Consider the following 26,835-nt stretch of genomic DNA (forward strand, 5'->3'; position numbering starts at 1 on the left):
GGGCCGGGGGGCCGGCGGGCCGGTGGGCCGGTGGGGCGGGCCGGGAGCCCGGTGGCGCACGGCGGCGGGGCGCCCGAGGTGCGCGAGCCGGCATCACGGGGCTGACCTGCGACGGGGGACCGGCGCCCCCGCGACTGCCCGGACGGGCGTGCGTCAGGGCCGCTGGGTAACCGCGTGGCCCGGCCGCCCGGTTCCCCAGCGGGAGGCATCGGCGCGGCCCCGGGCCGCCGTCCGCCCGTTCCCCGCCGGGAGGCATCGGCGGGGTCCCGGGCCGCCGTCCGCCCGATCCCACCGGCAGGCATCGGCGCGGTCCCCGGCCGCCCGACCGATCCCACCGGTTCCACCCGGAGGCGGCCCGGAGGCGGCCCGGGCGGTCCGGTCCGGACCAGTTGGGTGATCGCGACCGGATCGAGCTGTCGAATCCCTTGACGATCGCCCTCCGCCCGGATTAACTCACGTCCTAAATTAAGTCATGAGTGCAATCCCCGAAGGGACACCGGGAGCCATGCGCAGCATCCGAGCCGCGGCCGTAGGCGCCGTCACCCTGTCACTCGCCCTCGCGGCCACGGCCTGCGGAGGCGGATCGGCCACCGGCGAGGGGTCCAACGACTCGCCGAAGACGCTGACGTACTGGGCTTCCAACCAGGGGGCCAGCGTCGCGGTCGACAAGCAGGTTCTCCAGCCCGAACTCGACAAGTTCGAGAAGCAGACCGGCATCAAGGTCAAGCTGGAGGTCGTGCCCTGGTCGGATCTGCTCAACCGGATCCTCACCGCGACCACGTCCGGCCAGGGCCCCGACGTGCTGAACATCGGCAACACCTGGAGCGCCTCCCTCCAGGCGACCGGCGCCCTGCTGCCGTGGAACGAGGAGAACTTCGCCAAGATAGGCGGCAGGGACCGGTTCGCCGAGACCGCGCTCGGTTCGACGGGCGTGCGGGGCGAGGACCCGGCGGCGGTGCCGCTGTACTCGATGGCGTACGCGCTCTACTACAACAAGCGGATCTTCGCCGACGCCGGCATCGGCAAGCCCCCGGCCACCTGGGACGAGCTGATCGCCGACGGCAAGAAGATCAAGGCCAAGGGCAAGTCCGTACTGGGTGCCGAGGGTTCGAACCTGTCGGAGAACATCCACCACGTCTTCGTCTTCGCCAAGCAGCACGGCGCCGACTTCTTCACCGCCGACGGCAAGCCCGACTTCACCGACGCCAAGGTGGTCGAGGCCGTCAAGCAGTACGTCGACCTGATGGCCAAGGACGAGGTCATCCCGACCGGCGACGCCGAGTACGCGCAGAACCAGTCCGTCAGCGACTTCGCCAAGGGCAAGCAGGCGATGCTGCTGTGGCAGACCGCCGCCTCCAACCTCAAGTCCCAGGGAATGGACGAGGACGCCTACGGTGTCGCGCCCGTACCGGTGAACTCCGGAACGCCCGGCGCCGGCACCCAGGTGAACTCGGCGGTCATGGGCATCAACATGGCCGTCTTCAAGAACACGGACAACATCGACGGCGCCACAAGGTTCGTGAAGTTCATGACCTCGGACACCGAGCAGAAGATCCTCAACACGGCGTACAGCACCATCCCGCCGGTCAAGGCGGCCCAGGGCGACCCGGCGTTCAGCACCTCCGCCACCGCCGTACTGAAGAGCACCCTCGCCTCCAGCGCCGCCGCGCTGCCGCAGGTGCCGTCCGAGTCGCAGTTCGAGACGTCGGTCGGTACGGCGGTCAAGGAACTGTTCGCCGACGCCGCCGCCGGACGCGCCGTGACCACCGGCTCGGTCAAGGCGAAGCTGGAGAAGGCCCAGCAGCAGATGCCGGCCGCGTGACCACGATGACGACCGCCACGTTCAAGGAAGCGGCGCCCGAGACGTCCCCCGGTGCGGCGCGCGAGCCCCGCCGCCGCACCGGACGGATCCGCCGCGTCTCACTGCCGTACCTGCTCCTGCTTCCCGCTCTGGTCCTCGAACTCCTGGTCCATCTGGTGCCGATGGCGATCGGCATCGTGATGAGTCTCAGGGAACTGACCCAGTTCTACATCCGGGACTGGGGGACCGCCCCGTGGTCCGGCCTCGACAACTACCGGGTGTCGGTGGACTTCGACGCGCCCGTGGGCGAGGCGCTGCTCCGGTCGTTCGGTGTCACGGTCGCCTTCACCCTGCTGTCGGTCGGCCTGTGCTGGCTGACCGGTACCGCCGCCGCCGTCTTCATGCAGGACACCTTCCGCGGCCGCGGCCTGCTGCGCACGGTCTTCCTCATCCCCTACGCGCTGCCGGTCTACGCGGCCGTCATCACCTGGGTGTTCATGTTCCAGCACGACAACGGCCTGGTGAACCACGTGCTGCACGACCAGTTGCACCTCACCGACGAGCCGTCCTTCTGGCTCATCGGCGACAACAGCTTCTACGCCCTGCTCACCGTGTCGGTGTGGAAGGGCTGGCCGTTCGCCTTCCTCATCGTGACGGCCGGCCTCCAGAACATCCCCGGGGAGCTGTACGAGGCCGCGGCGCTGGACGGCGCCGGCGTCTGGCAGCGGATCCGCCGCATCACCCTGCCCTCCCTCCGCCCCGTCAACCAGGTGCTGGTCCTGGTGCTGTTCCTGTGGACGTTCAACGACTTCAACACGCCGTACGTGCTGTTCGGCAAGGCCGCTCCCGAAGCCGCCGACCTGATCTCCGTACACATCTACCAGTCGTCCTTCGTCACCTGGAACTTCGGCACCGGCTCGGCGATGTCCGTCCTGCTGCTGCTCTTCCTGCTCGCCGTGACGGGCCTCTACCTGCTGCTGACCACACGCGGACGGAGGACCTCCGATGCGTAACTCACCCCTGGCGCCGCCCCGTTCGTTCCTGTGGACACGACGGGTCTTCCTCACCCTGCTCACCGGGTTCGTCCTCACCCCGGTGTACGTGATGGTCTCCAGCTCGCTCAAGCCGCTCGCCGACGTCTCCGGCACCTTCCGCTGGCTGCCCAGCGGGCTCACCATCCGCCCGTACATCGACATCTGGTCCACGATCCCACTCGCCCGGTACTTCGTGAACTCGCTGATCGTGGCGGGCGCGGCGACCGCCGGCTCGGTGGTCATCGCGGTCTTCGCCGCCTACGCCGTCAGCCGCTACGACTTCCGCGGCAAGCGCGTCTTCACCGTCACCGTGCTGTCCACCCAGATGCTCCCCGGCATCCTCTTCCTGCTCCCGCTCTTCCTGCTCTACGTCAACATCGGCAACGCCACCGGCATCGCCCTGTTCGGCTCGCGCGGCGGACTGATCCTGACCTATCTCACCTTCACCCTGCCGTTCTCCATCTGGATGCTGATCGGCTACTTCGACTCGGTGCCGCGCGACCTGGACGAGGCGGCGCTGGTGGACGGCTGCGGGCCGCTGAAGGCGCTGCTCAGGATCGTCGTGCCGGCCGCGATCCCGGGCATCGTCGCGGTCGCCGTGTACGCCTTCATGACCGCGTGGGGCGAAGTGCTCTTCGCCTCGGTCATGACCGACGACACCACCCGCACCCTCGCCGTCGGCCTCCAGGGCTACTCCACCCTCAACAACGTCTACTGGAACCAGATCATGGCCGCCTCGCTCGTCGTCAGCGTGCCGGTGGTCGCCGGATTCCTCCTCCTCCAGCGCTACCTCGTCGCGGGTCTGACGGCGGGCGCCGTCAAGTGACCCACACCCCTGATCCCGAAGGGACTTCCGTGTCCGAACCCATCGACCTCGCACCCATCGACCTCGCCGCCTTCCCGGACGACTTCCTGTGGGGCACGGCCACGGCGGCGTACCAGATCGAGGGAGCCGTGGCCGAGGACGGCCGTTCGCCCTCCATCTGGGACACCTTCTCGCACACCCCCGGGAAGATCGCGAACGACGACAACGGCGACGTCGCCTGCGACCACTACCACCGGTGGCGCGAGGACATCGGCCTGATGCGGCAGCTCGGCGTCAACGCCTACCGGCTGTCGGTGGCCTGGCCCCGCGTGGTGCCCGGCGGGACGGGCCCGGTGAACGCCAAGGGACTCGACTTCTACGACGGGGTGGTGGACGCCCTGCTGGAGGCGGGCATCACCCCGTCCGTCACCCTCTACCACTGGGACCTGCCGCAGGCGCTCCAGGACCGGGGCGGCTGGCCGGAGCGGGACACCGCCGAGGCGTTCGCCGAGTACGCCTCCGTCGTCGCCGGCCGTCTCGGCGACCGCGTCACGCTCTGGGCCACTCTCAACGAGCCCTCCTGCTCGGCGTGGATCGGGCACCTGGAGGGCACGATGGCGCCCGGCTGGACCGACCTCACCGCCGCCGTCCGCGCCTCCGGCCATCTGCTCCTCGGCCATGGCCTCGCCACCCAGGCGATCCGCGCCGCCGCCCCCGGCGCGCAGGTCGGCATCGTCAACAACCTCTCCACCGTGCACCCGGCCGGCGACCGCCCCGAGGACCTGGCGGCGGCCCGCCGGCACGACGGCCATGTCAACCGCTGGTGGCTCGACCCGGTGCACGGGCGCGGCTTCCCCGCCGACATGGTGGAGACGTACGGCGTCGAACTCCCGCTGACCGATGCCGACTTGGCGACCATCGCCGCCCCGCTCGACTGGCTGGGCCTGAACTACTACTTCCCGGAGTACGTCACCGACGACCCCGACGGCCCCGCGCCGTACGTCCGGTCGGTCCGGCGCGAGGGTGTCCCGCGCACCGGCATGGACTGGGAGATCGACGCGTCCGGCATCGAGACCCTGCTGCTCCGGCTCACCGAGGAGTACGGCGCCCGCCGGATCTACATCACCGAGAACGGCTCCGCCTTCCCGGACGTGGTGCGCCCCGACGGCAGCGTCGACGACCCCGAGCGCCAGGACTACCTGGAACGCCACCTCGCGGCCTGCGCCTCGGCCGCCCGCCGCGGCGCCCCGCTGGCCGGATACTTCGCCTGGTCCCTGCTGGACAACTTCGAGTGGGCGTACGGCTACGACAAGCGGTTCGGGCTGGTCCACGTGGACTACCGCACCCAGGTCCGCACCATCAAGGGCAGTGGCCGCCGGTACGCGGACATCGTCCGCGTACACCGCGGCCAGACACGCCGGGCCGCCTGAGCCGAGGCCCGGACGGCCGGCGGACACGGCTGGGCAGCCGTGCCCGCCGGCCCACACCACGCCACGTGCCTCCGCGCCATGAGGACGCGCGGCCACCGCAAATCTTCACAACCGACAAACGGGCCACAACGTGAGCGGCGCGGACTTCGCCTCGGCCGGGACGCTAAGTTGATCAGACAGCGAACCGTCCGTACGGGGGAGACCCACATGCGCTTCATATGCGTGCCGCAGGATGGCGGGGGCGGCGGAGGTACCGGAGATCCGGCGGTGAACCAGGACGACCTGGGGGTCGTGGGCCGCGAGGCCACATCGGAGAGTAGCAAGCATTGAGACCCTCATCGCCTGTCCTGTTCGGCAGCCTCCTTTTCGTCGCCGTGACAGCGGTGGCCGGCTGCTCCTCGGACGCCCCCGGGCAGCGCTTCGCCGTTCCGCGTGAGCTCTGCGGGGTGGCCGTCCCGGCCGATGCGCTCTCGCGGCTCCTGCCCGCGTCCGGAGAACGACTCACCGTCGAGCCGAAGGGAAGTCTCGACGACGGCTCCGCGCTGTGCGGCGTCAAGGTCGACGAGGACACGGTGCTGCAAGTGAGCGGAGAACGCATCGACGCCGGTGACTCCGCGCGGCACATCCTGCGCAGCCGACTCTCGATCCAGGAGCAGAAGTCCTCGGAAGGCAACACGATCGCGTATTCCGGGCAAGCCGCCGTGTCGCTGGTCAAGTGCCGTGGCGGCGATGTCGAGGAGGACATCAGCACCCTTGTCAGAGTGCTGAAGCCCGGCCGTCCGAATGAATCCGCGATGAAAGAGCTGATGCGGGGATACACAGCCTCGCTGAAGAAGCGGCAACCGTGTGAGCGGGCGTCTTGAGCGGAGATCACGGCGGCCGGTCCGCGGGGTCGGCCCGAGGGCGGGGCGCACGGTTCGCCTCGCGGACGGCTCTGGCCGCCGTCGGACTGCTTGCCTTGGTCGCAGTGGTGGCGTGGCAGGTGCGTTCGGCGTCCGGAGAACCCGACGTCGCCGTGCCGGCGCGTGTCTGTGACGGGGCTCTTTCCGGGGCCGATGTGAAGTCCCTCCTGCCGGAGAAGGGCGAGCGGTTCTCGCAGTGGCATTCCGGTGTCTTCAACCCGGAGCAGCCGTACGCCAGGAAGGCGCCCGGCACCTGCAAGGTGTACGGCGGGGGCAAGGCGGTGAGGATCAAGCACACCCTCTACTCCAAGGGGGACTACACCATGGAGGACGTGGCTCGCGACGCCGGTGCGGCGGGCGCCATCCGGATCACGCTGGGCGAGGCCGAGGGATTCCACGAGGGGGACACCACCTCCCTCTTCGCCGACTGCTCGTCAGAGCAGGGCAAGGCGGTGGTGGAGGTCGACGTCACGTACGAGAAGACGTCCGACCGGGCGGTGATCCGGAAGACGGCCTCGCTCGCCGCCGACACCGACACCCTGCGGCTGGAAGCCCGGGAACTGTGGGATTGTCAGGGCGCGGACAGCCTGCCGAACGGCGTGCCGCGGCTCGGCTGAGCCGGTGAGGCCGAACGGGCGGAGACGGTGGCCGGCTGTCGTCGGGGAGTGCCTGCGCGGCGGTTCGGTGTCCGGGAGGGGGACGCGTTCAGGTCGGCGGCCCGGCCGGGGCGGGGCGACGGCTCCGGCACCGCCTCCCCGGCGATCGTGCGGGCCGTGCGCCGCAGCCACACCACGTCCCGTCCGAAGGACCACACCAGCGAGCCCAGCGCCAGCAGGACGACCGTGAGGTTCACCGGGCGGGGCAGCAGGTCCGCGCCGGCCAGGAGCAGGGACACGCCCTGGAGCGCGGCCACCGTCTTGCGGGCGAACGACGCCGGGAGCGGCGCGGTCAGCCACGGCGCGAACCGGGCGGCGGCGACGAACGCGTAGCGCATCCCGCCGATGAGGAGCACCCAGGGGCCCAGCCGCGTCGACACGTACACGCTCAGCACCAGGATCAGGAACGCGTCCACCTCCATGTCGAAGCGCGCCCCCAGCGCGGTCGTGCTGCCGGTACGGCGTGCCACCTCGCCGTCCACGCCGTCCAGCAGCAGGGCCACCGCGGTCAGGGCGACCAGCGGCGTCACCGGCGGCGCGCTCTCGAAGGAGTCCGCGACCAGCGCGGTCACCCCGCCGACCAGGGTGGCCCGGCCGAGCGTGACCCGGTTCGCGGGGCCGAAGGAGGACAGCCGGGAGCGGTGCAGGGCCCGGGAGAGGACCGCCCAGGTGGCGCACGCGAACGCGAGCCCCGTCAGCCAGCCGGCCGGCCCCATGCCGGTGGCCGGGCCGAGCAGCGCCAGCAGCAGGACCTGCGCGCCCGCTCCCACCGCGGTCTCCTGCCGGAGCCTCGCGTCGTACGTGTTGTTCAGGGCCACCGCACACCCTCCGGCCGAATGACAGAGTCGAGCGACGCCGCGTACTGTGCGCGGCCTGTGCACACCTCGGTACGTGGACAACTTCCCGATCGTTCAGGAGGACGCCGATGAACCGGTCGGCCCGCGCGTTCTGGCTCCGCTCGCCCGGCCGGGGCGAACTGCGCGACGTCACCCTGCCGGAGCCCGCCGAGGACGAGGTCCTGGTGCGCGCCCTGTACTCCGGGATCAGCCGGGGGACCGAGACGCTCGTCTTCCGCGGCGGGGTGCCGGAGAGCCAGCGCGCCGTGATGCGGGCCCCGTTCCAGGAGGGCGACTTCCCCGCACCGGTGAAGTACGGCTACCTCAGCGTGGGCGTGGTCGAGGAGGGCCCGGCCGCGCTGGCCGGCCGCACGGTCTTCTGCCTCTACCCGCACCAGAGCCGGTACGTCGTGCCGGCGAGCGCCGTCACCGTGGTGCCCGAGCGGGTGCCCGCCGGACGGGCCGTGCTCGCCGGCACCGTGGAGACCGCCGTCAACGCCCTGTGGGACGCCACCCCGTTGATCGGTGACCGGATCGCCGTCGTCGGCGGCGGCATGGTCGGCTGCGCGGTCGCCGCGCTCCTCGCCCGCTTCCCCGGCGTCCGGCTCCAGTTGGTCGACGCCGCCCCGGCCCGCGCCCGGACCGCCGAGGCGCTCGGTGCCGGCTTCGCCACGCCGGCCGACGCCCTCGGCGACTGCGACCTCGTCGTGCACGCCAGCGCCACCGAGGCCGGGCTCACCCGCGCCCTCGCCCTCCTCGCCCCGGAGGGCACCGTCGTGGAGCTGAGCTGGTACGGCGACCGGACCGTGACCCTGCCGCTCGGTGAGGCCTTCCACTCCCGCCGGCTCACCGTGCGCGGCAGCCAGGTCGGCACCGTCTCCCCGGCCGCCCGGCCCGGCCGCACCTACGCCGACCGGATGGCGCTCGCCCTCGACCTGCTCGCCGACCCGGCCCTGGACGCGCTCATCACCGGGGAGAGCGCCTTCGAGGAACTCCCTTCCGTGCTGCCGGAGCTGGCCGCCGGCTCGCTCCCCGCCCTCTGCCACCGGATCCGCTACACGAAAGACCGGCCCGAGCCGGGAAGAGAGTAGGGACGGCTGAACACGGGGAAGCCAAGAGCCGTACTAGACGGCATCCCCCGGCGGGCAGGGGCAGGGGGACCAGACGCGCCGCACCTGGAGGGCCGCCCGTTGTTCAGCATCACCGTCCGCGATCACATCATGATCGCCCACAGTTTCCGCGGCGAGGTCTTCGGGCCCGCGCGGCGACTGCACGGAGCCACCTTCCTCGTGGACGCGACGTTCCGCCGCGAGCAACTGGACCAGGACGGCATCGTGGTCGACATCGGCCTGGCCACACGTGAACTGGGCGCCGTCACCGCCGAGCTGAACTACCGCAACCTCGACGAGGAACCGGAGTTCGCGGGCGTCAACACCTCCACCGAGTTCCTGGCCAAGGTCATCGCCGACCGGCTCGCCGAACGCGTCCACCGGGGCGCCCTGGGCGAGGGCGCCAGGGGACTCGCGGGCATCACGGTCACCCTGCACGAGTCGCACATCGCCTGGGCGAGTTACGAGCGTGCCCTGTGACCGGCCGGACCGTGCAGCGGACCCGCCTCGCGTACGCGCCCCGGAAGACCGCCGCCGAGAACGCCGGACTCGCCCCCATGTCCCTGCGCACCGCGCACTTCGTGATGCCGGCCGGCGTCGACGACCCGGCCGCGCCCAGCGGCGGCAACGCCTACGACCGCCGGATCTGCCTGGACCTGCCCGGCTTCGGCTGGCAGATCGCCCGGCACCCGGTCCTCGGCCGCTGGCCACGCCCGGACATCGGCGCCCGCGACGGCCTCGCCCGCGCCCTGCGGGACCTGCCCGACGGCACGGTCGTCCTCCTCGACGGCCTCGTCGCCTGCGGCGTCCCGGAGATCGTCGTCCCCGAGGCCGGGCGGCTGCGCCTCGCCGTCCTCGTCCACCTGCCGCTCGGCGACGAGACCGGCCTGGACCCGGCCGTCGCCGCCGCCCTGGACACCCGGGAGCGCGCGGTGCTGCGGGCGGCGGGCGCGGTGATCGCCACCAGCGACTGGGCGGCCCGCCGGCTCGTCTCCCACCACGGACTCGCCCCCGACCGGGTGCACGTCGCCGCGCCCGGCGCCGACATCGCGCCCCTCGCGCCCGGCACCGACGGCGTCTCCCGGCTGCTGTGCGTGGCCGCCGTCACCCCGCGCAAGGGCCAGCACCGGCTGGTGGAGGCGCTGGCGGCGGTCCGGGACCTGCCGTGGACCTGTAGGTGCGTCGGCGGCCTCGGCCACGACCCCGCGTACGTCGCCGGGTTGCGGCGGCTGATCGCCCGGTACGGCCTCGCCGACCGCCTCCGGCTGACCGGCCCGCTCTCCGGCGCCGGACTCGACGCCGCGTACGCGGCGGCCGACCTGCTGGTCCTCACCTCCTGCGCCGAGACCTACGGCATGGCGGTCACGGAGGCCCTCGCCCGTGGCATCCCCGTCCTGGCCACCGACGTCGGCGGGCTGCCCGAGGCGGTCGGCCGCGCACCGGACGGCGGGGTGCCCGGCATCCTCGTCCCGCCGGAGGACCCCGCCGCCCTCGCCGCGGAACTGCGCGGCTGGTTCGGCGAACCCGGCGTACGCCGCCGTCTGAAGGCCGCGGCCCGGGGCCGGCGCGCCGCGCTCGGCGGCTGGGCGGCCACGGCCCGCGGTCTGGCGGGCGTGCTCCAGCGGCTCCCGGCACCGGCACCCCCGGGGACGGCGGCATGAGCACCCCGAGGACCGTGACGGGCGTACCGGCGCGGCCCGGACCGGGCGCGGCGGACGCCGGGGCCCTGCCCGGCGCCGACGGTACGGCAGGCGAGGAGGCGAGAGCCGTGGCGGCAGGGGGGAGCGATGGTGCCGCGCGGCGGAGCGCGGGTGCAGTGGGGCGGAGCGGGGCTCCCGCAAGGCGGAGTGGGGGTGCCGTCGGGGCGGGTGAGCGGGACGGCGTCCCTGGTGACGGCACGGAAGGCGGGGAGTCCCGGGCGTCCGGAGACCCCGCGAACGCCCGCTCCGCGGAGTCCCGGCCTGCGGAGTCCCGCTTTGCGGAGTCCCGCTTCACGGAGTCCCGGTCTGCGGTGATCGCCGGTGCCGGGCCCGTGGCACGGTCCGGCGCGCGGGCCGGCGTACGGCCGGGGAACGGCGATCCCGAGGAGCCGCCGCTGTACGCCCCCGAGTGGCTGCGCCTGCGGGAGGACGCCGACGCGGAGGCCCGTTCGCCCGAACCGCTCGGCACGCTGCGCGCCTGGCCGTCCGGCCTGCCGGGGACGGCCGGCCGGACGGTCGTGCACGACCTGGGCTGCGGCACCGGCTCGATGGGCCGCTGGGTGGCACCCCGGCTGGACGGCGCCCAGCACTGGATCCTGTACGACCGCGACCCCCGCCTGCTGCGCCACGCCGCCGCGAGCTCCCCGCGCCGCGCCGCCGACGGCAGCCCCGTCACGGTCGACACCCGGCGCGGCGACATCGCCCGGCTCACCGCGCACACGCTGGCCGGAGCCACGCTGGTGACCGCGTCCGCGCTGCTCGACGTCCTCACCCGGGAGGAGGTCGAGGCCCTGGCGGACGCCTGCGCGGGCGCCGGGTGTCCGGCCCTGCTCACCCTCACCGTCGCCGGACGCGTCGAACCGGACCCGGCGGACCCGCTGGACGCCGAGATCGCCGAGGCGTTCAACGCGCACCAGCGGCGCACCGGACTGCTCGGCCCGGACGCGACCGCCGTGGCCCGCGAGGCGTTCACCGAGCGCGGGGCGACGGTCCGGCTGTACCCCAGCCCGTGGCGGCTCGGCCCCGGGCGGACCGCGCTGACCGAGCAGTGGCTGCGCGGCTGGGTGGGCGCGGCGGTGGAACAGCGCCCGGAGCTGCGCGACCGCGCCGAGCGGTATCTGCGGTCCCGGCTCGCCGCGTGCGCGGCCGGCACGCTCCGGGTCACCGTCCACCACACCGACCTGCTGGCCCTCCCACGGCCGACGGGCGGACCGGCGTGCGGACCGGCGTGAACACGAGGACGCCCGGGGCGACGGGGACGGGTCCGGTTCGCCCGGACACGAGGCCGACGCAGGTGCCCGGCTCGCGCGGAACGCCGCTCACGGACCTGGCGTCCGGTCCGCATGGGGCGCCGTTCACGGACCCGGCGCAGGTGCCCGGCCCGCGCGGAACGTCGCTCACGGACCCGCAGCCCGACCGGCCGACCGCCTCCCGTCGCCCCGGTTTTCGTCGCCTCGGTTCCCGTGCCGTGCGCACCCGTGCGGGCACGCTCGCCGGTGTCGTCATCCTCACCGTCCTGCTGTGGCGGCTCGGCACCGGAGCCCTGCTCGACGGGGTGCGCCGGATCGGCGCCGCGACCGTGCTCGCCGCGCTGGGGATCGGCGCCGTCACCACCGTGTGCAGCGCGTGGCGCTGGCAGTTGGTGGCGCGCGGCCTGCGGCTGCGGCTGCCGCTGGGGGCGGCCGTCGCCGACTACTACCGTGCGCTGTTCCTGAACGCGGCCCTGCCCGGCGGCATCCTGGGCGATGTGCACCGGGCGGTACGGCACGGGCGGAGCGCCGGAGACGTCCGGTGCGGGGTGCGGGCGGTCGTCCTGGAGCGGGCCGCGGGGCAGATCGCGCTGACCGTGGCCGGCGTCGTGGTGCTGCTGACCCTGCCGTCCCCGGTGCGTGCCGAGGCGCGGGGCGCCGCACCGCTGGCGGCGCTCGCCGCCGCGGGCGCGTGTGCCGCCGTGCTCGCCGTCCGGACGAAGCGCCCCACGGCCCGCCGGGGCGGCGGCGCCCCGCGCCGGCTGCCGGGCGGGGTCCGGCGGGGACTGGCGTCCCGGCGGAGCGCGCCCGGTGTCGCGTTGTCCTCCGCGGTCGTCCTCGCCGGGCACCTGGTCATGTTCGTCGTGGCGGCCCGGGTGGCCGGCTCGGCCGCCCCGGTGCCGGTGCTGCTGCCGCTCGCGGTGCTCGCCCTGCTGGCCATGGGCCTGCCGTTGAACGTGGGCGGCTTCGGCCCGCGCGAGGGCGTCACCGCGTGGGCGTTCGGCGCGGCGGGGCTCGGCGCGGACAGCGGGGTCGCGGTCGCGGTCGTCTACGGCGTCCTCGGCTTCGTGGCGAGCCTGCCCGGCGCCGTGGTCCTGGTCCACCGCTGGTACGGCGACCTGCGCACCGCCCCGGGCCCCGCCTCCGCCCCCGGCCCGGCCCCCGTTTCCGCTCCCGGCCCGGCTTCCGCCTCCTCCGCTCCGGCGTCCGTGCCCACTCCCGTCCTCCCTCCCGGTGACCGCCCGTCGGCCGGGGCCGCCCCCATGGGTCCCGGCCGGCGGGCAGACGTGGACTATGCGCGGCCGGCGGGCGGGGCGAGCAGGTCGAAAAGCGGCCCGAAGGATTCCGCCAGGCTCGACAGGAGTTTCTTTCCCTTCTCCGCCGAACCCAGGGAAGGACGGCCGATGACGCCCGATTCGGTATAGGCGGACATTCCCACGGTGAGCAGCCGACGTCGGTCGTCGGCGGTGAAATCGGCGGTCTCGTATCCAGGGCGGACGAATTCGGGGTGAGCGTGCAGCAGAATCGAGGTCTCGATTTCTCCCGCGTGCATGTCGGTGAGCAGCGAGGTGACCACCCCGGCCTGCTCCCGAGCCGCCTCCCAGTCCTCCGCGGCCGGGAACAGCGCCATCCGCTCACCGCGCGCGGAAGCCTCCTGGACGACGTTGCCCAGCACGTAGTTGCCGCCGTGCCCGTTGACCACGACCAGCGCGTCCACGCCCGAGCGGCGAAGCGACGACGCGATGTCCGAGACCACCGCGTGCAGGGTCACGGCGGAGATGCTGACGGTACCCGGCCAGGCCGCGTGCTCGTGCGAACAGGAGACCGTCACCGGCGGCAGGAGCCGCACCGGGTGGACGGCGGCGATCTCCCGCGCCACGGCACACGCGACCAGCGTGTCGGTCGCCAGCGGCAGGAACGGGCCGTGCTGCTCCAGGCTTCCGACGGGGAGGACGGCGACCCGTGCCGCGGCACCCGCCTCCCGCGTCCGCACGTCCTCCGTGGTGTCCGCCGGCAGTATCGCGTACGCAACGTCGAAATCCGGCCGCGCGCCCGAACGACTCATCTTTTCCCGGCCTTTCGTCTTCGTTGAGGAATCAGATCATGACAGAGAACACCGGCGTCGACATCGGCGTAGGCGGCGAGAATTCCCCGCGGCGGTCGGGTGCGGAACGCGTCGTGAACGCACCGCTGCCCACCGTCCACGGGGAATTCCAGGCGATCGGTTACCTGGACCACGATCGCGGTGACGAGCAAGTGGCCCTGGTCCACGGCGAACTCGGCACCGACGACGTCCTGGTCCGGCTGCACTCGGAGTGCCTGACCGGGGACGCCTTCGGTTCCCGGCACTGCGAGTGCGGCGACCAGCTGGAGGCCGCGATGCGTGCGGTGGTCGCCGAAGGCAGTGGCGTCGTCGTCTACTTGCGGGGGCACGAGGGCCGCGGTATCGGGCTGCTCGCCAAGCTGCGTGCGATGGCCCTCCAAGCCGAGGGCCTGGACACGGTGGAGGCCAATCTCGCGCTGGGGCTGCCGGTCGACGCCCGGGACTACGGCGTCGCCGCGGAGATCCTGCGCGACCTCGGGGTGCGCTCGGTACTGCTGATGTCCAACAACCCGCGCAAGCGGGAGGCGTTGGTCCGGCACGGCGTCCGGGTCACCGAGCAGGTGCCGCTGCTGATCGAGCCGTGCGAGAGCAACCTGACGTACCTGCGGACCAAGCGGGAGCGGATGGACCACCATCTGCCCCACCTGGACGCCGTCGCCCACGGTTCCTGACCCCGGCCCCCCGGCCCCCCGGCCCCCCGCCCCCGGCCCCCGGCCCTCCCGGCTCGGTGGACGGCCGGTCCGTCACTCCGTCACGGCCTCGTGCACCAGCCGCCGCAACTCGGGGAAGACCTTCAGCCGCTTCGGACGCACCTGGGTCATGAACTGCACGGTCAGGTCGTGGGCCGGGTCCACCCAGAACGCCGTGGTGGCCACGCCGGTCCAGCCGTAGGTGCCGAGGTGGGACGGGGCCAGGGTGCGGGCGGGATCGGTGACCACGGAGACGTTGAAGCCGAAGCCGAGGCCGTCCATGGCGGGCTCCTGGTGGGCCGGGGTCCCGAAGGAGCGGATGGTGGCCCCGCCGGGCAGCTGGTCGCGGGTCATCTCGGCGAGCGTCCCCGGTGCCAGCAGCCGCACCCCGTCCAGCTCGCCGCCCCGGCGCAGCAGCTCCATGAAGCGGTGGAAGTCGTGGGCGGAGGAGACCAGGCCGCCGCTGCCGGACAGGAACCGCGGCCGGCCGCGCACCGGCAGCCCCGGCACCGGCTCGATCCCGCCCTCCTCCGTCTCGCCGTACAGCGCGGCCAGCCTCGCCTCCTGCCCGGGGGTGACGTGGAAGCCGGTGTCGGTCATGCCGAGCGGGCCCAGGATCCGGTCGGCGAAGAACGCGTCCAGCGGCTGCCCGGAGACCACCTCGATCACCCGGCCGAGCACGTTGGAGGCGACCGAGTAGTTCCACCGGGTGCCCGGGTCGAACTGGAGCGGCATCCGCGCGTACACCTCGACGGTCTCGGCGAGGTCCTTGCCCGGCGGCACCGAGTATTCGAGACCCGCCTCCCGGTAGAGCGCGTCCACGGGGTGGCGGTGGTAGAAGCCGAAGGTCAGGCCCGCGGTGTGGGTGAGCAGGTGCCGGATCAGGACCGGGCCGGCGGCCGGCCGGGTGCGCGGCCGAAGCACCGGACCGCCCACGTACACGCGGGGGTCGGCGAAGGCCGGCAGATGGCGGTCGACCGGGTCGTCCAGGGACAGCCGGCCGTCCTGCGCCAGCAGCAGCACCGCGACCGCGGTGACCGGCTTGGTCATCGAGTAGATCCGCCACAGCGTGTCCGGCTCGACCGGCAGGCCGGCCGCGACGTCCCGCAGGCCGTACGTGGTCAGGTGGGCGACCCGGCCGCCCCGGGCGACCGCCACCAGATAGCCGGGCAGGCGTCCCTCGTCGACGTGCCGGGCGAAGTGCCGGTCCAGACGGGCCAGCGCCCCGCCGTCCAGCCCCGCCTCCGCCGGGTCGGCGTCCTGTCGCAGCTGTGCCATGACTTCCCTCCGGTCGCGTCGTCCGCGGTGCCTTCCGGCCGGCCCCCGGTCCGTGTCCGCTTCTCATCGTCGCGCAGGGCCCCGGGGCCGGACCGGGCCGTCCGGGTCGGATGTGATCGACGCGACGCCGCCGGACCGGGCGACGCGGGCGGTCCCCGGCAGGGACGGCGACTTCTCAGGGTCATTCACCCGGCCGGTGGGGAATGCGCCCGGCCGCACGGTGAGTTGACCCGGGTATGACTCAGGACTCACCCCAGGACGCGCTGCTCGGCCTGCTCTCCGAAGGTCACGGTGGCGTCCTCGTCACCCTCCGGCGCGACGGCCGCCCCCAGCTGTCCAACGTCAGTCACGCCTACTACCCCGACGAGCGGATCATCCGGGTCTCGGTCACCGACGACCGCGCCAAGACCCGCAACCTCCGCCGCGACCCGCGAGCCTCGTACCACGTCACCAGCGCCGACCGCTGGGCCTACACCGTCGCCGAGGGCACCGCCGAGCTGAGCCCGGTCGCCGCCGACCCGCACGACGAGACCGTGGAGGAGCTGATCCGGCTCTACCGGGACGTCCTCGGCGAACACCCGGACTGGGACGAGTACCGCGCCGCCATGGTCCGCGACCGCCGCCTGGTGCTGCGGCTGCGTGTCGAACGGGCGTACGGCATCCCCAGGAGCTGACCCCCGACACACCCGCCCACGGCGCCTCCCCCTACGGCGTCCCGGCGGTCCGTGCCTCGATCGCCCGCAGTACGGCGACCATGTCCTCGCCGCCGTACCCCCGCTCCACCGTCTCCCGGAACAGGGAGTGGCAGACGTCGAGGAGCGGTGAGGCGAGGCCGGCCCCGCGGGCCGCCTCGGCGATCAGCCGGTTGTTCTTCAGCACGTCCAGCGCCGCCGCCTCGACCGCGAAGTCCCGGTCGCGCAGCTTGGGCGCCTTCATCCGGGACACCGCGCTGGCCATCGGGCCCGCGTCCAGCACGTCCAGGAACAGCCGGCGGTCCAGCCCCTGCCGCTCGGCGAAGTGGAACGCCTCGGCCAGCCCGGTCACCAGGGTGATCAGGAAGAGGTTCACCGACAGCTTCATCAGCAGCGCCCCGGGCACCGGACCGCACCCGAAGGTCTCCCGGCACAGCGGAGCGAGCAGCGGCCGTACGGCGGCCACGGTGTCCTCCTCGCCGGCGAGCATGGCCACCAGCCGCCCCTGCTCCGCCGGCACCCGGGACCCGGAGACGGGTGCCTCGGCGTACCGGCCGCCGGCCGCGCGGACGTCGGCCTCCAGGGACCGGGAGTACTCGGGCCGGGTCGTGCCCATGTGGACGACCGTCCGGCCCGCGACCCGGGCGGCGAACGCGGGCGTGCCCCGGCCGAGGACCGCGTCCACCGCGGCCTCGTCGGCGAGCATCAGCAGCACCACCCCGGCCCGCGCGAACACCCCGTCGGCGTCCGCCGCGACCTCGGCGCCGGCCGCGCGCAGCGGCTCCGCGCGCCGCGGGGTCCGGTTCCAGACCACCAGGGGGGTGCCGGCGGACGCCAGGCGCAGCGCCATGGGCCGGCCCATCACCCCGAGACCGATGAATCCGACGTGCACGGCAGGCCGCCCTTCGCGAACACGCGCCGACTATGACACTCGTCATAGTAGCCACCGTTATGACAGCGGTCATAGGATGGAGGGAGGGAACGGAGGTCGACATGGCGCAGGCGCGGCCCGGACCGCGGGAGCGGATGGTCTTCAGCGCGGCCCAGCTCATCCGGCGCGGCGGGGTCACCGCCACCGGCATGCGCGAGGTCGCCGCGCACGCGGGCGCACCGCGCGGCTCCCTCCAGCACTACTTCCCGGGCGGCAAGGAGCAACTGGTCAACGAGGCGGTCGCGTGGGCCGGCCGGTACGCGGGCAAGCGGATCGCCCGTTTCCTGGCGGAGCTGGACACACCGACGCCGAGCGGCCTGTTCGCGGCGATGGCCGCCCAGTGGACCGACGAGTACACGACGGACGGCTTCGCCGCGGGCTGTCCGGTCGCCGCAGCCACGGTCGACCGCGCCTCCCCGGGCGACTCGACCCGGCAGGCGGCGGCAGCCGCGTTCGCGGCCTGGCGGGCCCCCCTCGCCGAGGCGCTGACGGAGCTGGGAGTGCCCGCGGCCCGGTCCGACGCGCTCGCCACCCTGATGATCAGCACCCTGGAGGGCGCGATCCTCCTGGCCCGGGCGGAACAGGACGTACGGCCCCTCACCACGGCCGTCCGGGAGCTCGGACCCCTGCTCGACGCCGCCGTACGGTCCTGACCGGCGGTCTCGGCCCGCATCCGCCGCCGGACCGGCCAGGACCGTCCTGCCGGCCTCCTCCTTTCCGGCGTGGGGAGACGGCGGGAAGCCGGGCACCTCCTTCCCGGCGTGGGGAGACGGCGGGAAGCCGGGCACCGGATGGAACGCCCGGCCGGCCCCGGCCGCACCCGCCGCCCGGCGGGCGCCATCACTCGAACGGCGGACGGAGCCGCGTTCCGCCCCGCCGCCCGGGCCCGGACGGGCGGGCCACCGCTCCACCGGCCGCACCCGGCGCCGTACCCGCCCCGGCGGCAGCCGGCCGACGAGCGGCGCGGACCGGTCCGGGTCGTGACGCGACTCGCCCCGGGGCACGTCAGCGGCCAGACTGACAGCGCGGGGGATACGACGGGACATGCCGTCACGGCAGGCCGACTCGGCGCAGGGCGCCTCGGCCGCGGTCACGCGCCGGCGCCGGCCGGGCGCCGCGTCCCCCCTCGTCTCCCCGTGTGCTCCTCCTTGTTCGACCGCCGACGGAAGGCGAGGACATGAACGGCCGAGTACTCCACGTGGTCCCGGGAGACCGAGGTCGGCTTCCACGTCCGCACGAGGATTCGCTGATGCGTCTGACCGATCTGCTCCACCCGCACCTCGACGGCGTCACCACGGTCGTCGACGCGGCCGGCCACGGCCTGCGCCTCGCGCTCTCCCTGCACCTGCCCGACGGCGTCGCCCTCCGCGACGACGACCGGGAACGGCACATAGGCGAGGGCGAACTGGTGCTCCTGTCGCAGGGTCCCGACCCCGCGCTGCACGGCACCGAGGACGAGTGCCTCGCGGTGCTGGACCGCCTCTGGCCCGGTGGCCGCGGCCTGCTCCTGTTCGGCCACCCCGGGCCCGAACCGCCCTACCACCGGCTCCTCGACGCCCTGGTAGCCCAGCGCTGCCAGGTGCTGCGCGCCGCCCCGCTTCACCACGTCGACCTGAGCGCGGGCGCGGTCTTCACCCGCCTCGCCACGGAGGAACTGCTGCCCCCGCACGACCGGTCCGGGCGCCCGGTGCCGGCGGACGACTTCCCCGCCACCCTGCGGACGACCGGCGAGCACGTCCTCGCCGGCCTGGACTGCCGCCCCCTGCGCGCCCGCCACCAGGAGCTGGAGCGCCGTGCCGAGGAGGCGGAGCGCGCCCGGGACGCCGTCCGCGAGGACGGGCTCGCCGACCGGCTGGCCGCCGCGGTACGGGAGAAGGAGGAGCTGGCCTCCGCCCTGCGCGGGGCCCGCGACCGGGCCGAGGTGCTCCGAGCCCGGGTGGCCGTGCTGGAGGGCTCCACCTCGCTCCGGCTGGGCAGGGCACTGGTGTCGGTCGCCCGGGCGCCCCGGCACCGGATGCCCGGGCTGCCGCGGGAACTGTACGGGCTGTGGCGGGGACGCGGCGCGAAGAGGCCCGCGTCGGCATCCCGGGACACCGGGCCCTCTCCGGCGGGCCCCGGGACCGGCTCGTGATCACCGGGGTGCCCGGCGACCGCACCGCCGCCCGTCAGGTCGACGGCGTCCCGCCGCCGGCCTGACGGCGGGACGCCGTCGTCGGCCGGGAACGCCCGGGAGCGGCTTGCCGGCGCTACAGCCGTCCTCGGCGAGGACCGGGAGACCCGGCGGACCGCCGCCGGAACGGCCCGCGCCCGCGCCCGCGCCCGGGCGGCGCTGCGCCGGCCTGGACCGACCTCCCGACCGCCGGCCGATTCCTCCGCACCGGGCGGGAACTCCGCTCGGAACGGGGTGGGTCAGGGGTCCGTCCGGCCCGTCGTCAGGTAGGCGGTCACCAGGTCGCCGAGCAGGGTGCGGTAGTGCTCCCGCCGCGCCGGGTCCGCCAGGTCGCGGCCGAGCGTGTGCCGGTGGGCGATCCGGAAGAAGCAGAAGGAGCTGATCACCGCGTGCAGGTCGACCGCGTCCACGCGGTCCGTGAACAGCCCGGCCTCCTGACCGGCGGCCAGGACCCGGCGGATCACCTCCAGCGCCGGGGAGCCGACCCGGGCGATCCGCTCGTCGGCGGGGCGCTCGGTGCCGACCAGCCGGATGAGGTCCGGGTGCCGCTCGTGGTGGTCGAAGGTCAGTTCGGCCAGCCGCCGGATCGCCGCCACCGGGTCCAGGTGCTCCACGTCCAGCCGCCGCTCGGCGTCCCGGACCGCCTCGTACGCCCGCTCCAGCACGGCCGTGAACAGCTGCTCCTTGCCACCGAAGTGGTAGTAGATCATCCGCTTGGTGGTGCGGGTGCGGGCGGCGATCTCGTCGACCCGGGCGCCGTCGTAGCCGGCCCGGGCGAACTCCCGTGTGGCCACGTCGAGTATCTCGGCCCGGGTGCGGGCGGCGTCACGCACCCGGCCGTCGGGTCGTGACGGTTCCTCGACGCTGGACATCGGTTCCTTCCGGGCCGTCCGGCGCGGCCCGGCACGGCGCACTCGTTCGCCTGCCGGTGATTGTAGAAGCAGGGTCGCGGCGCACGGTCTCACGGGCGGCTGACCGTGCGGGTGACACCCGCGATCACCGTCGTGGCCAGGATCCAGCCGGTGAGGACCAGGACATAGGCCAGCACCTGGTAGCCGCCGTGCGGCGCGAACGCGGAGTCCTGGCCGAAGGAGATCACCGGCAGCAGCAGGTCCAGCGTGTAGAACACGGGGTGGAACGGCGGGGCCTCGCCCGCCTTCAGGGGCTGCGGGTGGTGCAGCGCGAAGGCGGCGGAACCGACCGCGAGCAGCGACAGCAGCCACCCGGCCGCGCGCAGCGGACGGAAGCCGTAGCCGACGGTGACGTCCTGGACCAGCCCCCACACCCGGCCGTACCAGGGCAGGGTGCGGCGGTGCCGGCGCTGCTTGGCGAGCTGTACCAGCCGGGCCGCGTGGTCGTCGCCGACCCGGCGGTAGGCGGCCGTCAACTGCTCGTAGGCGTGCGGGACATGACCGTCACGCTCGCGCGCCAGCATGGGCAGGCGCCGCTCGGCCGGCTCGTGCGGCACGAGCGAGGTGTACGTCAGCTCGCCGAGCAGCACCTCGCCCGGCACCGACTCCGGCTCCAGGAACAGGACGTCGAGCTGGGCCCGGCGCAGATTGAGGGCACCCTCCATGGGCGGGCTCTTGCGCAGCCACAGCTCGCCGATGGTCGAACTGGCGGCCCGCAGCGCCGAGCCGCCCGGGTACGACAGCAGGGTGTACGACAGGTCGAGCCGCCCCGCGACGCGGGCACCGCGCAGCCCCAGCCAGCCGTGCACCTCGGCGTTGCGGACCAGCATGTCGCCCCCGACGGAGAACGTCTCCGCGTCCAGCGCCGCGTGCCCGGGATGGCTGAGCCGGGTCTCGTTGAGGACGCACGACCCGGCGACGGTCGCGCCGTTGAGCCGTATCTGCCCCTGGGCGCGCAGTCCCGGGGCCCGCAGGTCGGCGCCGAGGACCGCCTGGTTGAGCTGGAGCACCGGGTCGTTCGCGCCGGGCGCCGTCACCCGCGCGCCCTCCAGGTAGAGGCTGCCGGTGATCCGGGCCCCGCTCAGCCGCACCGTGCCGAGGCACCGGGTGCGGGTCATCCGCACCACCCCGTCCACGTGCACGGCGTGGGCGATGAGACCGGGCAGGACCGACTCGCTGAGGTTGAGTTCGCGCAGCCGGGCGGCGTAGCACCGCGGGGCCTCGTCGAAGTGGCAGTGGCGCAGCCGCACCGGGTGGTCGACCGTCGCGTACTGGAGGTCGAGCAGGCCCGTGATCCGGGCGCCCGCCAGACTCAGCGAGGCTATCTCCCCGTCCTGCCGGGGTCCGTCGAGCAGCAGCGCCCGCAACACCTCGGCCCGTACGGTCCGTTCGGCCCCCCAGCCGCCGCCTTCGGCGGGATCGTCGTCGGGCCCCTCCCGGAAGTCCACGGACTCTCCCCGCGGGAAGGCCCGCCACACCCGCTCCTCGGCCGCCGTCAGATCGTTGATCTCCACCAGCCGGACTCTGACCGCGGGCGCGGCGGCTGTCAATCGGCGCCCCGGAGGCGGTCCCGGCAGGCGCCCTCGGAGGCGGTCCCGGCAGGTGACGGTCTCGAACCGGCCGGGCCGGGCCGGGCCGGCGACGAGAAGCCGGAACCGGTGAAGAGAAGCCCGGGGGCGGTGACGGCGGACCGTCACCGCCCCCGGGCCGGGCGCGCGCGGGACCCTAGGGCCGGACGTTCCACTCCGCGATCACCGGGCGGCCGTGTTCCGTGGACAGCCGGCTGACCGTGCCGGTGCCGAGCTGGAACAGCCGGCCCTCGGCGGGCGCCAGGCCCAGGCGGCGGGCGGTGAGGACCCGCAGGAAGTGGGCGTGGGCGACGAGGATCACGTCCCCGGCGCCCTCGGCGAGGGCGGCGTCGACACGGGTCAGGACCCGGTCGGCGCGGGCGCCGACGTCCTCGGGGGACTCGCCGGGGTGCCCCGCGGGACCGGGCGTCACGCCGTCGTTCCACAGGCACCAGTCGGGCCGGGTGCGGTGGATCTCGACGGTGGTGATGCCCTCGTAGCCGCCGTAGTCCCACTCGTGCAGGTCGGGGTCGGGCACGACCCCGGGTATGCCCGCGAGTTCGGCGGTGCGCAGCGCCCGGCTCAGCGGACTGGCCAGCGCGCGGGCGAAGGTCCGGCCGGCGAGCAGCGGGGCGAGGGACTTGGCCTGTTCCTCGCCGTGCTGGGTCAGGGGCAGGTCGGTGAAGCTGGTGTGCTGTCCCGACAGGCTCCATTCCGTCTCGCCGTGGCGGACCAGCAGCAGGTCGCCCACGGCGGTCAGTCCTTCTTCTCGACCGCGTGGCCGCCGAACTGGTTGCGCAGGGCGGCGATCATCTTCATCTGCGGCGAGTCGTCCTGGCGGGAGGCGAACCGCGCGAACAGGGACGCGGTGATCGCCGGCAGCGGGACGGCGTTGTCGATGGCGGCCTCGACCGTCCAGCGGCCCTCGCCGGAGTCCTCCGCGTAACCGCGCAGCGCCTCCAGGTGCTCGTCCTCGTCCAGGGCGTTGACCGCGAGGTCGAGCAGCCAGGACCGGATGACCGTGCCCTCCTGCCAGGAGCGGAACACCTCGCGGACGTTCTCCACGGAGTGCACCTTCTCCAGCAGCTCCCAGCCCTCGGCGTACGCCTGCATCATCGCGTACTCGATGCCGTTGTGGACCATCTTGGAGAAGTGCCCGGCGCCGACCCGGCCGGCGTGCACATAGCCGTACGGGCCCTCCGGCTTGAGCGCGTCGAAGATCGGTTGGAGCCGGTCCACGTGCTCCTTCTCGCCGCCGACCATGAGCGCGTAGCCGTTCTTCAGGCCCCAGACACCGCCGGAGACGCCGGCGTCGACGAAGCCGATGCCCTTGATGCCGAGCGCGGCGGCGTGCTTCTCGTCGTCCGTCCAGCGGGAGTTGCCGCCGTCGATGACCACGTCGCCGGGGGAGAGCAGGTCGCCGAGTTCGTCGACGACGGTCTGGGTGGCCGTGCCGGCCGGGACCATCACCCAGACCTGGCGGGGCGCGTCGAGCTTCTCGACCAGTTCGGCGAGGCTCTTGACGTCGGAGACCTCCGGGTTGCGGTCGTAGCCGATGACGGTGTGGCCGGCGCGGCGGATCCGCTCGCGCATGTTGCCGCCCATCTTGCCGAGACCGATGAGACCGAGCTGCATGATCAGTTCTCCGATGCGTTCTTGAGAGTGCGGTAGGCGGCGACGAGGGCCGTGGTGGACGGGTCGAGACCGGGCACGTCCGCGCCTTCGGTGAGGGCGGGTTCGACGCGCTTGGCGAGGACCTTGCCCAGCTCCACGCCCCACTGGTCGAAGGAGTCGATGTTCCAGACCGCGCCCTGGACGAACACCTTGTGCGGGGTGGTCGCCGTGGAAGGTGCGGTGCGCGACCTGCTCCTCGGCGACGCCCTCCGCGCGGACCTCCTCGGCGGTCTTGCCGAAGGCGAGCGCCTGGGTCTGGGCGAAGAAGTTGGCCATCAGCAGGTCGTGCTGCGCCTTGAGTTCGTCGCTCAGCTCGCCCACGGGCCGGGCGAAGCCGATGAAGTCCGCCGGGATGACCTTGGTGCCCTGGTGGATCAACTGGTAGTAGGCGTGCTGGCCGTTGGTGCCGGGCGTGCCCCACACCACCGGGCCGGTCTGCCACTCGACCGGGGTGCCGTCGCGCTGCACCGACTTGCCGTTGGACTCCATGTCCAGCTGCTGGAGGTAGGCGGTGAACTTCGACAGGTAGTGCGAGTACGGCAGCACCGCGTGGGTCTGGGCGTCGAAGAAGTTGTCGTACCAGATGCCCAGCAGGCCCAGCAGCAGCGGCGCGTTGGCCTCGGCGGGCGCGGTGCGGAAGTGGTCGTCGACCAGCCGGAACCCGTCGAGCATCTCGCGGAAGCGGTCCGGGCCGATGGCGATCATCAGGGAGAGGCCGATGGCGGAGTCGTAGGAGTAGCGTCCGCCGACCCAGTCCCAGAACTCGAACATGTTCTCCGGGTCGATGCCGAACCCGGTGACCTTCTCGGCGTTCGTGGACAGTGCCACGAAGTGCTTCGCGACCGCCTTCTCGTCGCCGTCGAACGCCTTCAGCAGCCAGGAGCGCGCCGAGGTGGCGTTGGTGATCGTCTCGATGGTGGTGAACGTCTTGGACGCGACGATGAACAGCGTCTCGGCCGGGTCCAGGTCGCGGGTGGCCTCGTGCAGGTCGGCGCCGTCCACGTTGGAGACGAACCGGAACGTCAACTCCCGCGCGGTGTAGGGGCGCAGGGCCTCGTAGGCCATGGCGGGGCCGAGGTCGGAGCCGCCGATGCCGATGTTGACCACGTTCCTGATGCGCTTGCCGGTGTGGCCGGTCCACTCGCCGGAGCGGACCCGGTCGGCGAAGCCGGCCATCTTGTCCAGCACGGCGTGCACCTGGGGTACGACGTTCTCGCCGTCGACCTCGATCACCGCGTCCCGGGCCGCGCGCAGCGCGGTGTGCAGCACGGACCGGTTCTCCGTGACGTTGATCCGCTCACCGCGGAACATGGCGTCCCGCAGCTCGGACACGCCGGTGGCGGCGGCGAGCCGCTGGAGCAGTGCCAGGGTCTCGTCGGTGATCAGCTGCTTGCTGTAGTCGATGTGCAGGTCGCCGACCCGTACGACGTACCGCTCGGCGCGCCCGGGGTCCGCGGCGAACAGCTCGCGCAGGCGCGGCCGGCTCTGGGCGCGGTGCTCGGTCAGGGCCGTCCACTCGGGACGGTCGGTGAGCTTCACATACTCGGACTGGGCCATCTCAGGCGTTCTCCTTGGCGGCCTCGCCCTTGAGGGCGATGGCGTACATCTCGTCGGCGTCGAGGCGGCGCAGCTCCTCGGCGATCAGTTCGGAGGTGGCGCGCACCTTCAGGGCGAGGGTGCGCGGCGGCTGCCCCGGCAGGGTCAGGGTCGCCAGCGGGCCCTCGGGCCGGTCCACGACGATCTCGCCGTTCGCGGTGCCGAGCCGTACGGCCGTGACGAACGGGCCGGCGCTGCGCACCCGGTCCACGCGGACGTTCAGGCGGGCCTCCAGCCAGCGGGACAGCAGCTCGGCGCTGGGGTTGTCGGCCTCGGCCTCGACGGCCGCCGACGTCACCTTCACCCGGGCCTGGTCCAGGGCGGCGGCCAGCATCGACCGCCACAGGGTCAGCCGGGTCCAGGCGAGGTCGGTGTCGCCGGGCGCGTAGCTGCGGGCGCGGGTGTCCAGCACCTCCAGCGGCCGGTCGACGGCGTAGAGGTCGGTGATCCGGCGCTGGGCGAGCGCGCCCAGCGGGTCCTTGGCCGGGTTCTCGGGGGCGTCCACCGGCCACCACACGACCACCGGGGCGTCCGGCAGCAGCAGCGGCAGGACCACCGAGTCGGCGTGGTCGGAGACGTCGCCGTAGGTGCGCAGCACGACGGTCTCGCCGGTGCCGGCCTCGGAGCCCACCCGCACCTCGGCGTCCAGCCGCGAGTGGGTGCGGTCGCGCAGCGTGCGGGCGTGCCGCTTGATGACGACCAGGGTCCGCGAGGGGTGCTCGCGCGAGGCGTCCTCGGCCGCCTTGATCGAGTCGTAGGCGTTCTCCTCGTCCGTGACGATGACCATCGTCAGGACCATGCCCACGGCCGGTGTACCGATGGCGCGGCGGCCCTGCACCAACGCCTTGTTGATCTTGCTTGCCGTGGTGTCGGTCAGGTCGATCTTCATGGCCTGCGCCAGCTCCGTCCGTCTCGTGCGAGCATCTCGTCGGCTTCGTTCGGTCCCCAGCTGCCCGACGCGTACTGCGCGGGCCTGCCGTGCGCCGCCCAGTACTCCTCGATCGGGTCGAGGATCTTCCAGGACTCCTCCACTTCCTGGTGACGGGGGAAGAGGTTGGCGTCACCGAGCAGCACGTCCAGGATGAGCCGCTCGTACGCCTCCGGGCTCGACTCGGTGAACGACTCGCCGTAGGCGAAGTCCATCGACACGTCCCGGATCTCCATCGAGGTGCCGGGCACCTTGGAGCCGAACCGCACGGTCATGCCCTCGTCCGGCTGGACCCGGATGACGATCGCGTTCTGGCCCAGCTCCTCGGTGGCGGTGGAGTCGAACGGCGAGTGCGGGGCCCGCTTGAAGACCACCGCGATCTCGGTCACCCGGCGGCCGAGCCGCTTGCCGGCGCGCAGGTAGAAGGGGACGCCCGCCCAGCGGCGGTTGTCGATGTCCAGCTTGATCGCGGCGAAGGTGTCGGTCTTCGACTTGGGGTCGATGCCGTCCTCCTCGAGGTAGCCGACGACCTTCTCGCCGCCCTGCCACCCGGCCGCGTACTGGCCGCGCACGGTGTGCTCGCCCAGGTTCTCCGGGAGGCGGACCGACTTCAGCACCTTCAGCTTCTCGGTGAGCAGCGCCTCCGCGTCGAACGCGATGGGCTCCTCCATGGCGGTGAGGGCCATCAGCTGGAGCAGGTGGTTCTGGATGACGTCGCGGGCGGCGCCGATGCCGTCGTAGTAGCCGGCCCGGCCGCCGATGCCGATGTCC

At 73.5% G+C, this 26,835-nt stretch carries 23 protein-coding genes and 3 pseudogenes; 15 read left to right on the plus strand and 11 right to left on the minus strand.

Going from position 1 to position 26,835, the window contains the following annotated elements; translation table 11 throughout:
• Positions 1–505: 505 nt before the first annotated feature.
• The 6 genes from IF37_RS0133690 (at position 506) to IF37_RS0133715 (ending at position 6,589) form a co-directional block, all read left to right on the plus strand.
• On the plus strand, positions 506–1,822 hold the full coding sequence (locus IF37_RS0133690) for an ABC transporter substrate-binding protein (RefSeq protein WP_030751598.1): 1,317 nt from the start codon (positions 506–508) through the stop codon (positions 1,820–1,822).
• A gap of 5 nt (positions 1,823–1,827) precedes the next feature.
• The gene (locus tag IF37_RS0133695; protein ID WP_030751602.1) at positions 1,828–2,814 is read left to right on the plus strand and encodes a carbohydrate ABC transporter permease; all 987 of its coding nucleotides are present in this window, start codon (positions 1,828–1,830) and stop codon (positions 2,812–2,814) included.
• 7 nt (positions 2,815–2,821) lie between these two features.
• A complete protein-coding gene (locus IF37_RS0133700; protein ID WP_030751605.1) occupies positions 2,822–3,661 on the plus strand; it encodes a carbohydrate ABC transporter permease in 840 nt (279 codons plus the stop codon).
• A 29-nt stretch (positions 3,662–3,690) separates the two neighbouring features.
• Positions 3,691–5,070 (plus strand): GH1 family beta-glucosidase, encoded by a 1,380-nt coding sequence (locus IF37_RS0133705; RefSeq protein ID WP_030751608.1) that lies wholly within the window; start codon positions 3,691–3,693, stop codon positions 5,068–5,070.
• A gap of 374 nt (positions 5,071–5,444) precedes the next feature.
• On the plus strand, positions 5,445–5,933 hold the full coding sequence (locus tag IF37_RS0133710) for a hypothetical protein (RefSeq protein ID WP_253915925.1): 489 nt from the start codon (positions 5,445–5,447) through the stop codon (positions 5,931–5,933).
• 194 nt (positions 5,934–6,127) lie between these two features.
• Positions 6,128–6,589 (plus strand): hypothetical protein, encoded by a 462-nt coding sequence (locus IF37_RS0133715; protein WP_030751614.1) that lies wholly within the window; start codon positions 6,128–6,130, stop codon positions 6,587–6,589.
• Positions 6,590–6,735: 146 nt separating this feature from the next.
• On the opposite strand, the pseudogene IF37_RS0133720 reads toward IF37_RS0133715, so the two are convergent.
• Positions 6,736–7,446: pseudogene (locus tag IF37_RS0133720) on the minus strand (CDP-alcohol phosphatidyltransferase family protein); the annotation flags it as partial.
• Between the two features lie 107 nt (positions 7,447–7,553).
• On the opposite strand from IF37_RS0133720, the gene IF37_RS0133725 reads away from it, so the two are divergent.
• The 5 genes and pseudogenes from IF37_RS0133725 to IF37_RS46710 form a co-directional block, all read left to right on the plus strand.
• Positions 7,554–8,555, plus strand: a complete 1,002-nt coding sequence (locus tag IF37_RS0133725; protein WP_030751621.1) for a zinc-binding alcohol dehydrogenase — start codon at positions 7,554–7,556, stop codon at positions 8,553–8,555.
• Between the two features lie 99 nt (positions 8,556–8,654).
• Positions 8,655–9,053, plus strand: coding sequence for a 6-carboxytetrahydropterin synthase (locus IF37_RS0133730; RefSeq protein ID WP_030751624.1), 399 nt, complete (start codon positions 8,655–8,657; stop codon positions 9,051–9,053).
• Complete coding sequence (locus IF37_RS0133735; protein ID WP_030751627.1) at positions 9,050–10,234, plus strand: glycosyltransferase family 4 protein; 1,185 nt, start codon at positions 9,050–9,052, stop codon at positions 10,232–10,234. Before IF37_RS0133730 ends, IF37_RS0133735 begins: the two co-directional genes overlap by 4 nt.
• A 350-nt stretch (positions 10,235–10,584) precedes the next feature.
• Positions 10,585–11,505 (plus strand): class I SAM-dependent methyltransferase, encoded by a 921-nt coding sequence (locus tag IF37_RS0133740; RefSeq protein WP_052845514.1) that lies wholly within the window; start codon positions 10,585–10,587, stop codon positions 11,503–11,505.
• 236 nt (positions 11,506–11,741) lie between these two features.
• A pseudogene (locus IF37_RS46710) lies at positions 11,742–12,596 on the plus strand (lysylphosphatidylglycerol synthase transmembrane domain-containing protein); the annotation flags it as partial.
• Between the two features lie 218 nt (positions 12,597–12,814).
• Here IF37_RS46710 and IF37_RS42975 read toward each other — a convergent pair.
• Complete coding sequence (locus IF37_RS42975) at positions 12,815–13,588, minus strand: creatininase family protein (RefSeq protein WP_079166012.1); 774 nt, start codon at positions 13,586–13,588, stop codon at positions 12,815–12,817.
• 38 nt (positions 13,589–13,626) lie between these two features.
• On the opposite strand from IF37_RS42975, the gene ribA reads away from it, so the two are divergent.
• Complete coding sequence (ribA, locus tag IF37_RS0133750) at positions 13,627–14,298, plus strand: GTP cyclohydrolase II (protein ID WP_030751638.1); 672 nt, start codon at positions 13,627–13,629, stop codon at positions 14,296–14,298.
• A 72-nt stretch (positions 14,299–14,370) separates the two neighbouring features.
• Here the strand turns inward: ribA and IF37_RS0133755 are convergent, their stop codons facing one another.
• Complete coding sequence (locus IF37_RS0133755; RefSeq protein ID WP_030751640.1) at positions 14,371–15,594, minus strand: serine hydrolase; 1,224 nt, start codon at positions 15,592–15,594, stop codon at positions 14,371–14,373.
• Between the two features lie 236 nt (positions 15,595–15,830).
• Here IF37_RS0133755 and IF37_RS0133760 point away from each other — a divergent pair, with 236 nt between their 5' ends.
• Positions 15,831–16,268 carry a PPOX class F420-dependent oxidoreductase gene (locus tag IF37_RS0133760; RefSeq protein ID WP_030751643.1) on the plus strand — a complete coding sequence of 146 codons (438 nt, stop codon included), beginning with the start codon at positions 15,831–15,833 and terminating at the stop codon, positions 16,266–16,268.
• 31 nt (positions 16,269–16,299) lie between these two features.
• On the opposite strand, the gene IF37_RS0133765 is transcribed toward IF37_RS0133760, so the two are convergent.
• Positions 16,300–17,178, minus strand: coding sequence for an NAD(P)-dependent oxidoreductase (locus tag IF37_RS0133765; RefSeq protein ID WP_030751645.1), 879 nt, complete (start codon positions 17,176–17,178; stop codon positions 16,300–16,302).
• Between the two features lie 101 nt (positions 17,179–17,279).
• Between IF37_RS0133765 and IF37_RS0133770 the strand changes: the two genes are divergently transcribed.
• A complete protein-coding gene (locus IF37_RS0133770; RefSeq protein WP_030751648.1) occupies positions 17,280–17,870 on the plus strand; it encodes a TetR/AcrR family transcriptional regulator in 591 nt (196 codons plus the stop codon).
• Positions 17,871–18,466: 596 nt separating this feature from the next.
• A complete protein-coding gene (locus tag IF37_RS41055; protein WP_030751650.1) occupies positions 18,467–19,348 on the plus strand; it encodes a hypothetical protein in 882 nt (293 codons plus the stop codon).
• Positions 19,349–19,626: 278 nt separating this feature from the next.
• Here IF37_RS41055 and IF37_RS0133780 read toward each other — a convergent pair whose 3' ends face one another.
• The 7 genes and pseudogenes from IF37_RS0133780 to IF37_RS0133810 form a co-directional block, all read right to left on the minus strand.
• The gene (locus IF37_RS0133780; protein ID WP_030751653.1) at positions 19,627–20,259 is read right to left on the minus strand and encodes a TetR/AcrR family transcriptional regulator; all 633 of its coding nucleotides are present in this window, start codon (positions 20,257–20,259) and stop codon (positions 19,627–19,629) included.
• 89 nt (positions 20,260–20,348) lie between these two features.
• Entirely contained in the window at positions 20,349–21,812 is a 1,464-nt protein-coding gene (locus tag IF37_RS0133785; RefSeq protein WP_030751656.1) for a hypothetical protein, read from the minus strand.
• Positions 21,813–22,023: 211 nt separating this feature from the next.
• Positions 22,024–22,617 (minus strand): histidine phosphatase family protein, encoded by a 594-nt coding sequence (locus IF37_RS0133790; protein WP_030751659.1) that lies wholly within the window; start codon positions 22,615–22,617, stop codon positions 22,024–22,026.
• Positions 22,618–22,622: 5 nt separating this feature from the next.
• Complete coding sequence (gene gnd, locus IF37_RS0133795; protein WP_030751661.1) at positions 22,623–23,501, minus strand: phosphogluconate dehydrogenase (NAD(+)-dependent, decarboxylating); 879 nt, start codon at positions 23,499–23,501, stop codon at positions 22,623–22,625.
• 2 nt (positions 23,502–23,503) lie between these two features.
• A pseudogene (gene pgi / locus IF37_RS40055) lies at positions 23,504–25,097 on the minus strand (glucose-6-phosphate isomerase).
• Position 25,098: 1 nt separating this feature from the next.
• Complete coding sequence (gene opcA, locus IF37_RS0133805; protein WP_030751664.1) at positions 25,099–26,025, minus strand: glucose-6-phosphate dehydrogenase assembly protein OpcA; 927 nt, start codon at positions 26,023–26,025, stop codon at positions 25,099–25,101.
• Positions 26,022–26,835 (minus strand): glucose-6-phosphate dehydrogenase (locus IF37_RS0133810; RefSeq protein ID WP_030751667.1); only part of this gene is annotated, 814 nt, incomplete at its 5' end. The genes IF37_RS0133810 and opcA, both read right to left, overlap by 4 nt.

Origin of the sequence: Streptomyces sp. NRRL S-31, assembly GCF_000718775.1 — a bacterium.
GTDB lineage: Bacteria > Actinomycetota > Actinomycetes > Streptomycetales > Streptomycetaceae > Streptomyces.

Coding starts and splice junctions, on each gene's coding strand:
- IF37_RS41055 (WP_030751650.1), top strand. CDS start 18,467: ATGCGTCTGACCGATCTGCTCCACCCGCACCTCGACGGCGTCACCACG.
- IF37_RS0133780 (WP_030751653.1), bottom strand. CDS start 20,259: ATGTCCAGCGTCGAGGAACCGTCACGACCCGACGGCCGGGTGCGTGAC.
- IF37_RS0133695 (WP_030751602.1), top strand. CDS start 1,828: ATGACGACCGCCACGTTCAAGGAAGCGGCGCCCGAGACGTCCCCCGGT.
- ribA (WP_030751638.1), top strand. CDS start 13,627: ATGACAGAGAACACCGGCGTCGACATCGGCGTAGGCGGCGAGAATTCC.
- IF37_RS0133770 (WP_030751648.1), top strand. CDS start 17,280: ATGGCGCAGGCGCGGCCCGGACCGCGGGAGCGGATGGTCTTCAGCGCG.
- IF37_RS0133760 (WP_030751643.1), top strand. CDS start 15,831: ATGACTCAGGACTCACCCCAGGACGCGCTGCTCGGCCTGCTCTCCGAA.
- IF37_RS0133725 (WP_030751621.1), top strand. CDS start 7,554: ATGAACCGGTCGGCCCGCGCGTTCTGGCTCCGCTCGCCCGGCCGGGGC.
- opcA (WP_030751664.1), bottom strand. CDS start 26,025: ATGAAGATCGACCTGACCGACACCACGGCAAGCAAGATCAACAAGGCG.
- gnd (WP_030751661.1), bottom strand. CDS start 23,501: ATGCAGCTCGGTCTCATCGGTCTCGGCAAGATGGGCGGCAACATGCGC.
- IF37_RS0133690 (WP_030751598.1), top strand. CDS start 506: ATGCGCAGCATCCGAGCCGCGGCCGTAGGCGCCGTCACCCTGTCACTC.
- IF37_RS42975 (WP_079166012.1), bottom strand. CDS start 13,588: ATGAGTCGTTCGGGCGCGCGGCCGGATTTCGACGTTGCGTACGCGATA.
- IF37_RS0133755 (WP_030751640.1), bottom strand. CDS start 15,594: ATGGCACAGCTGCGACAGGACGCCGACCCGGCGGAGGCGGGGCTGGAC.